This is a genomic window from uncultured Mycobacterium sp. (assembly GCF_964249325.1).
Taxonomy (GTDB): Bacteria; Actinomycetota; Actinomycetes; order Mycobacteriales; family Mycobacteriaceae; genus Mycobacterium.
In genome coordinates this window covers 1-6,045 of sequence record NZ_CAXUCH010000253.1, presented here as the reverse complement: position 1 = coordinate 6,045, position 6,045 = coordinate 1, and the positions used below count along the sequence as shown (strand labels likewise).

4 protein-coding genes are annotated in these 6,045 nt (G+C 61.4%); 2 read left to right on the top strand and 2 right to left on the bottom strand.

Annotated features, from left to right (window positions below):
- Both ACFE99_RS21720 and htpG read left to right on the top strand, forming a co-directional pair.
- Positions 1-1,163, top strand: a 1,163-nt coding sequence (locus tag ACFE99_RS21720; protein ID WP_375488467.1) for a hypothetical protein, incomplete at its 5' end; no start/stop codon positions are given.
- 191 nt (positions 1,164-1,354) lie between these two features.
- Entirely contained in the window at positions 1,355-3,292 is a 1,938-nt protein-coding gene (gene htpG, locus ACFE99_RS21715) for a molecular chaperone HtpG (protein ID WP_375488465.1), read from the top strand.
- A gap of 163 nt (positions 3,293-3,455) precedes the next feature.
- On the opposite strand, the gene ACFE99_RS21710 is transcribed toward htpG, so the two are convergent.
- Both ACFE99_RS21710 and ACFE99_RS21705 read right to left on the bottom strand, forming a co-directional pair.
- The gene (locus ACFE99_RS21710) at positions 3,456-4,139 is read right to left on the bottom strand and encodes a rhamnosyl O-methyltransferase (RefSeq protein ID WP_375488469.1); all 684 of its coding nucleotides are present in this window, start codon (positions 4,137-4,139) and stop codon (positions 3,456-3,458) included.
- 446 nt (positions 4,140-4,585) lie between these two features.
- Positions 4,586-6,045 (bottom strand): thioesterase domain-containing protein (locus tag ACFE99_RS21705; RefSeq protein ID WP_375488463.1); only part of this gene is annotated, 1,460 nt, incomplete at its 5' end.

Sequence of the window (6,045 nt, the reverse complement as noted above, 5' to 3'; positions counted from 1 at the left end):
CTCCGCTGCCCTTCGCCCGGCATCGGTGGGTCTTAGACCGGGGGCCGTCGGACATCGATGCCGCCAAGTGTCCGCGTCCACGCGGTGAACTCAGCGACTGGGCTGATGAATGCTCACAACTGGCTATCGATCCGGAATTGGGGCCCGGCTGGCATCTCGGCGTTCTTCCACTCACGGATGGCTCGACCGCGATCAGCCTGGTGCTTTCCCACTACTTGGTCGACGGCCTTGGGCTGGCCGTCGCGCTCGCTGACGCCGTGTTGGGCAACATGCGCGATCTTGGCTACCCACCGCCACGTTCCCGCACACGACTGCGCGCGGTGATTCAGGATGCCCACCAAACCGCACGCGACGTACCTGAAGTTGCCCGGGCGCTTGTCACGGCCGCAAAACTGGCCCGTCGTGCCCGGCGTGATGTTGCTCGATCACCAGCGCCGCGTCCGGTTGCCCTCCGTGAAGGCGACGGCGATGACGTTGTCGTCGTGCCGACTGTCACGATGCACATCGACGTCGATGATTGGGACGCGCGTGCCAAGGCTCTTGGCGCCGCGGGTAACACGCTGGTCACCGGCTTGAGTGCCAAACTCGGAGAGCACATGGGACGGCGACGCGCCGGCGACGGTGCCGTCACCTTGCAACTCCCTATGAACGAGCGCACCGAGACTGATACGCGCGCGAACGCAATGTCGATGGCGCGCGTCAGCGTCGACCCGACGCAGGTGACGACGGACCTGCGTGACCTTCGCGCCGCCATCAAGCAGGCGCTGACGAGTCTGCGGGAGACGCCAGATGAGTCGTCGCAGCTGCTGTGGCTGACCTCGTTCATACCGACGCGAGCACTGAAACGGCTGTCCGATGCGACGGCCGCAGACCCGGATCTGCCGGTGTTTTGTTCTAACCTCGGCGACCTGGGTCCTGTGGTGTGCCGCCTCGACGGCACCGACTCCGAGCTGGTCATGACACGAGTGACTGCCCAACACGAACGGCGAGACTGGCTGGAGCAAACAGGCGGCCAAATGATCCTGCAGTCTTGGCGCATCCGCGACAAGATTCGCATCAGCCTCAGCGCCTACCAACCGGGTGCCGAGAACACAAAGTCCGCTTTGCGTGAGCTGGCGGCACGCACGCTGGCTGAATTCGACCTCACTGGCGAGATCGAGTAACGAATCGTCCGCGACCGGCCTCAACCCGGACAACCGCCGCAACCGTGCGGCCAAGCACGCGAGCGCCGGCGGAACTCGCATTGCTACTCCCGGTCGCTCGTCGAGTTGCTACGGGCGCTGGCGGATGACGCGCCCGGTGTTATCTTGTCTGCGTATCCGTAGTCGAACGTGATGTTGTCGAAGGGAATCGCATGACCGCCCATGTCGAGCAGTTGGAGTTTCAGGCGGAGGCGCGCCAACTGTTGGATTTGCTGGTGCACTCGGTCTACTCCAACAAAGACTCCTTTCTACGGGAACTGATCTCGAACGCCTCTGATGCGCTGGACAAGCTGCGGCTGGAATCGCTGCGGAACAAGGAGCTGGACGTCGACGCCTCCGATCTGCACATCGAGATCGAGACGGACAAGGACGCCCGCACCCTGACCGTTCGCGACAATGGCATCGGTATGACGCGCGAGGAGGTCGTCGACCTGATCGGCACTCTCGCCAAGTCGGGCACCGCCGAGCTGCGGCAGAGGTTGCGTGAGGCCAAGAACGCCGCGGCCTCCGAGGAACTGATCGGCCAGTTCGGCATCGGTTTCTACTCTACGTTCATGGTGGCCGACAAAGTCGAGCTGCTGACCCGGAAGGCAGGCGAAAGCGAGGCCACCCGCTGGGTGTCGAGCGGTGACGGCACCTACACCATCGAGTCGGTCGACTCATCAGGTGGCGGGGCCCCGCAGGGCACATCGGTGACGCTGCACCTCAAACCGGAAGACGCCGAGGACGGGCTGCACGACTACACCGCGGAGTGGAAGATCAGGGAGCTGGTTAAGAAGTACTCCGACTTCATCGCCTGGCCCATCCGGATGGAGGTCGAGCGGCGTACGCCTCCCGGCGAGGAGGGCGGCGAAGAACAAGTCACCATCGAAACCCAGACCCTCAACTCGATGAAGGCGCTGTGGGCCAAGTCGAAAGACGAGGTCTCTGAGGACGAGTACAAGGAGTTCTACAAGCACATCGCCCATGCCTGGGACGACCCGCTCGAGGTCATCCCGATGAAAGCCGAGGGCACCTTCGAGTACCAGGCCCTGCTGTTCATTCCATCCATCGCTCCGTTCGACCTGTTCAACCGGGACGCCAAGGTCGGGGTGCAGCTGTATGTCAAGCGGGTGTTCGTCATGGGCGACTGTGACCAGCTCATGCCGCACTACCTGCGCTTCATCAAGGGCGTCGTCGACGCAGAAGACCTGTCGCTCAACGTTTCCCGAGAAATCCTGCAGCAGGATCGGCAGATCGCGGCCATCCGTCGAAGGCTGACCAAAAAGGTGCTCACGGCGATCAAAGACATGCAGTCCGAGCGGCCCGAGGACTACCGCACGTTCTGGGTTCAATTCGGCAGGGCCCTCAAAGAGGGCCTGATGTCGGACTTGGAAAACCAGGACACCCTATTACGCCTCTGCTCGTTCGCCTCGACGCACAGCGACGAAGAGCCCACCACCTTGCCCGAGTACGTCGAGCGCATGAAGGACGGCCAGGAGCAGATTTACTACGCCACCGGCGTATCACGGGAGCAACTCCTGAAGTCGCCGCATCTCGAGGCGTTCAAGGCCAAAGGCTACGAGGTGCTGCTTCTCACCGACCCGGTCGACGAAATCTGGGTCGGACAGGTGAGCGAGTTCGACGGCAAGCCGCTGCAGTCAGTGGCCAGGGGCGAGATCGACCTCGAGTCCGAGGATGAAAAAAGCGAAGCCGAGCGCGAGCAGCAGGAAAAGGACTTCGCCGGCCTGGTGACATGGTTGACCGAGACGTTGAGTGCGCATGTCTCGCAAGTGCGGTTGTCGAAGCGCCTGACCGAGTCGCCGGCCTGCCTGATTACCCCGACCTTCGGCATCACCCCGGCGCTGGCGCGCATGTACCGCGCTTCCGGACAGACGGTCCCGGTCAGCAAACGGATCATGGAAATCAACCCGAAGCACCCGCTCGTCACCGGCATGCAACAGGCCTACACCAACCGCGGCGCCGATCCATCACTGGCCGACACCGCCGAATTGCTTTACGGCACAGCAGTTCTGGCCGAAGGCGACGTACCCGACGACCCGGCCAAGTTCGCGGCACTGGTCGCAGACCGTCTGGCCCACACCATGTAGGACGCGGCACCCCAGCCTGGAGGTGTTCGCACCCCGCGACGCAGCGACTTCAGCGCCCACTCCTTGGGCAGCGCACCGTCACATCCACCTGCCACAACCAACCCCGCAAGTCAGCCCGCAGCGGCTCGGGCGTGACGCAGCGAGGCTGCGTGAAAAATCGTCGTTAGTTTCGGATCAGGTATCCGTTGGGCGCCTGTGTCCAGCCGAATTGGTTCTCGCGCGCCACGTCATGCGTGTAATCGCCTGGAAATTCGCGCTCGTACGCCTCGATGGCTTCGTACGGGCCCGGTCCCCATCCCGGAAGGACGGGGTGCCCGTTGAGCATGGAGTCTTCCACTAAGAGGTAATCGCCGGTGGAGAGTAAAGGCCGCAATAGTTTCATCTCGGCCAGTACGTGATTCATGGAGTGGTCGCTGTCCAGGATCGCGAAGATCTTGCCGGGGAACTCACTTTTAAGGCGTTGGATATGTTCAGCAATAGCCGGGACCGTGGAGCTCGATTCGACGAACAATATATCGGGATCGCGCCGTGCTGCTGAATCAAGATGTGCGTGGCTGACATCGACGGAAAACACCTTGAATGGTTCGCCGATCTGCCTCATGACACCGGCGAAAAATAACGCCGAGCCGCCGTGCCACGTGCCGAACTCAATTACCAAGGAGGGCTTCAGTTGGAACAGAATCTCCTGGTAATTCCACATATCACAGACCGATTTCAGGCAATCAACCCCCATCCAAGTAGTCTTCTTCCACACCAAAGTGTTGAAGTACCATTTATGATATTCTTCGCCCTCGGTGCCCGTCGGCCGGTAAGAACGAAGATGGAGCACGGTTCGCAAGTTTCTCAAGAAAACCGACGGCCTCGGCACGGACTCAAATATCGGTGCGGCAATTCGTGAGACCGCGTTCCTGTTTACGTAGTCGCCTCCCTGCGGTGCCTCGCCACGACTCGGCGCCAACTGCGCGCCCTGCTCAGTATTTTCTTTACGCTGCCATTGCACAGCGGCATGGTAGCAGCAGACGTTGCATTCGTTGGCTCAATTGAGGGTGCTTATGTGGTGTGGCGCAGCCGCCCCGACGTGCCGGCCTTTGGACCACCACGCTCCCAGGGACGCACCGAAGCCATCAACGGCCGCCTAGAAGCACTGCGCCGCAACGCCCTCGGGTTCAAAAAACCTCACCCACTACCGAATCCGGGCACCCCTACACTGCGGCATCCGTCCAATCGATCCACTCTAAAGCGGAAGAGCCGCTGAACCCGATCCCCCGGGAATTGCTTTACCGCGACGCCGCGTTACGTTTCTAGCAAATGTTTGAGTTGTTGGGCATACAAGCGGAGCGATTCGGTGGTCATCAACTCATCGTGTTCGCAGTCGACCGAGTACACGGTGATGTCGCCGGTAACGTAGGGCCGCCAATTGTGTGGATCGCATAGATCGTTCTTGTTTTCACTTCGCGTCGCGGAGAATATGATCACATCGCCATCAAACACGTCCGGCACATGTTCCCGGAGATACACCTCGTTAGCATTGTGGTAACTGACTGCCAACTCGAAGAGCTGCCGAGGCGGAAGTATAAATTCCACCACTTGTCGTTGTTGACGAATTAACTCCTGCGCCCGCCCGTAGGTGAGGGGTTCCGCTTGTTCCGGAATCTCTATACGGCTAAATCGCAAGAAGGCGGTCAAGAGGCGACTCTCGCCTTGATTCTCCTCGTCTGCCGCGTCGTCTTTTATGGCGGTGTTGGCGCTGAGCACGGGGTCCACCAGGATGAGACGGTGAACGGCGCATCCGCGTCGGCGAAGCTCAATGGCCAGCGCGTGGGCCACCGGGCCGCCGAACGACCAGCCGAGAAGATTGTAGGGCCCGTCAGCGTAGAGGGCTTGGAGTCGATTCGCGTAGTTTGTCGCCATGTCACGAATCGATCGAGGTTCAGCTTCGCTATTTTGCAGCGTTTGGTTGATGCCGATAATCGGGCAATCCAAGAAATTACTCAGGCCGCGATAGGCGTAGCTTTGTCCGTTGCCTTCATGAACACAGCACAACGGAACACCCGTACCCTCCTTGAAGACTTCGACGGGGGGCAATTCCACCGCGCTGTCATCTCTGCCCAATTGCTGACTAAGGCCTCGGACCGACGGCGCGTGAAACAAGGTGCGAGCTGCAAGATGGGCGTCCAAAGATTTGTTGATCAGCGCGACCACCCGCATGGCCGACAGCGAATCTCCACCCAGGTCGAAAAACGAGTCGTCGACACCGACCCGCTCCAGTCCGAGCACCTCGGCGTAGATGCGAGCCAAGGTCTCCTCGGTAGGCGTGGCCGGGGCGCGGTAGCGATCGGCGTCAGCGTATTCCGGTGCCGGCAAGGCCCGTTTGTCGAGTTTGCCGTTGGGGGTCAGCGGCAGCGCCTCTAATGCCACCACCGCGGTCGGGACCATGTACTCGGGCAGCCGCTCGCCCAGCGCGGCCCGGAGCTCGGCCGGGTCGGCGGTGCCGGTCATATAGCCCACCAGGCGTTTGTCGCCGGGGCGGTCCTCGCGGGCGATCACCACCGCCTGGCCGACACCTTCCAGAGCACTTAATGCCACCTGCCCTTCGCCGAGCTCGACGCGATACCCGCGGATCTTGACCTGCTCATCAGCGCGCCCCAAATACTGCAGCTGCCCATCAGCACCCCAACACACCAAGTCCCCGGTGCGATACATCCGTGAGCTGGCCCCCCCAAAGGGACACGCCACAAACCGCGACCCTGTCA

Coding starts and splice junctions, on each gene's coding strand:
- htpG (WP_375488465.1), top strand. CDS start 1,355: ATGACCGCCCATGTCGAGCAGTTGGAGTTTCAGGCGGAGGCGCGCCAA.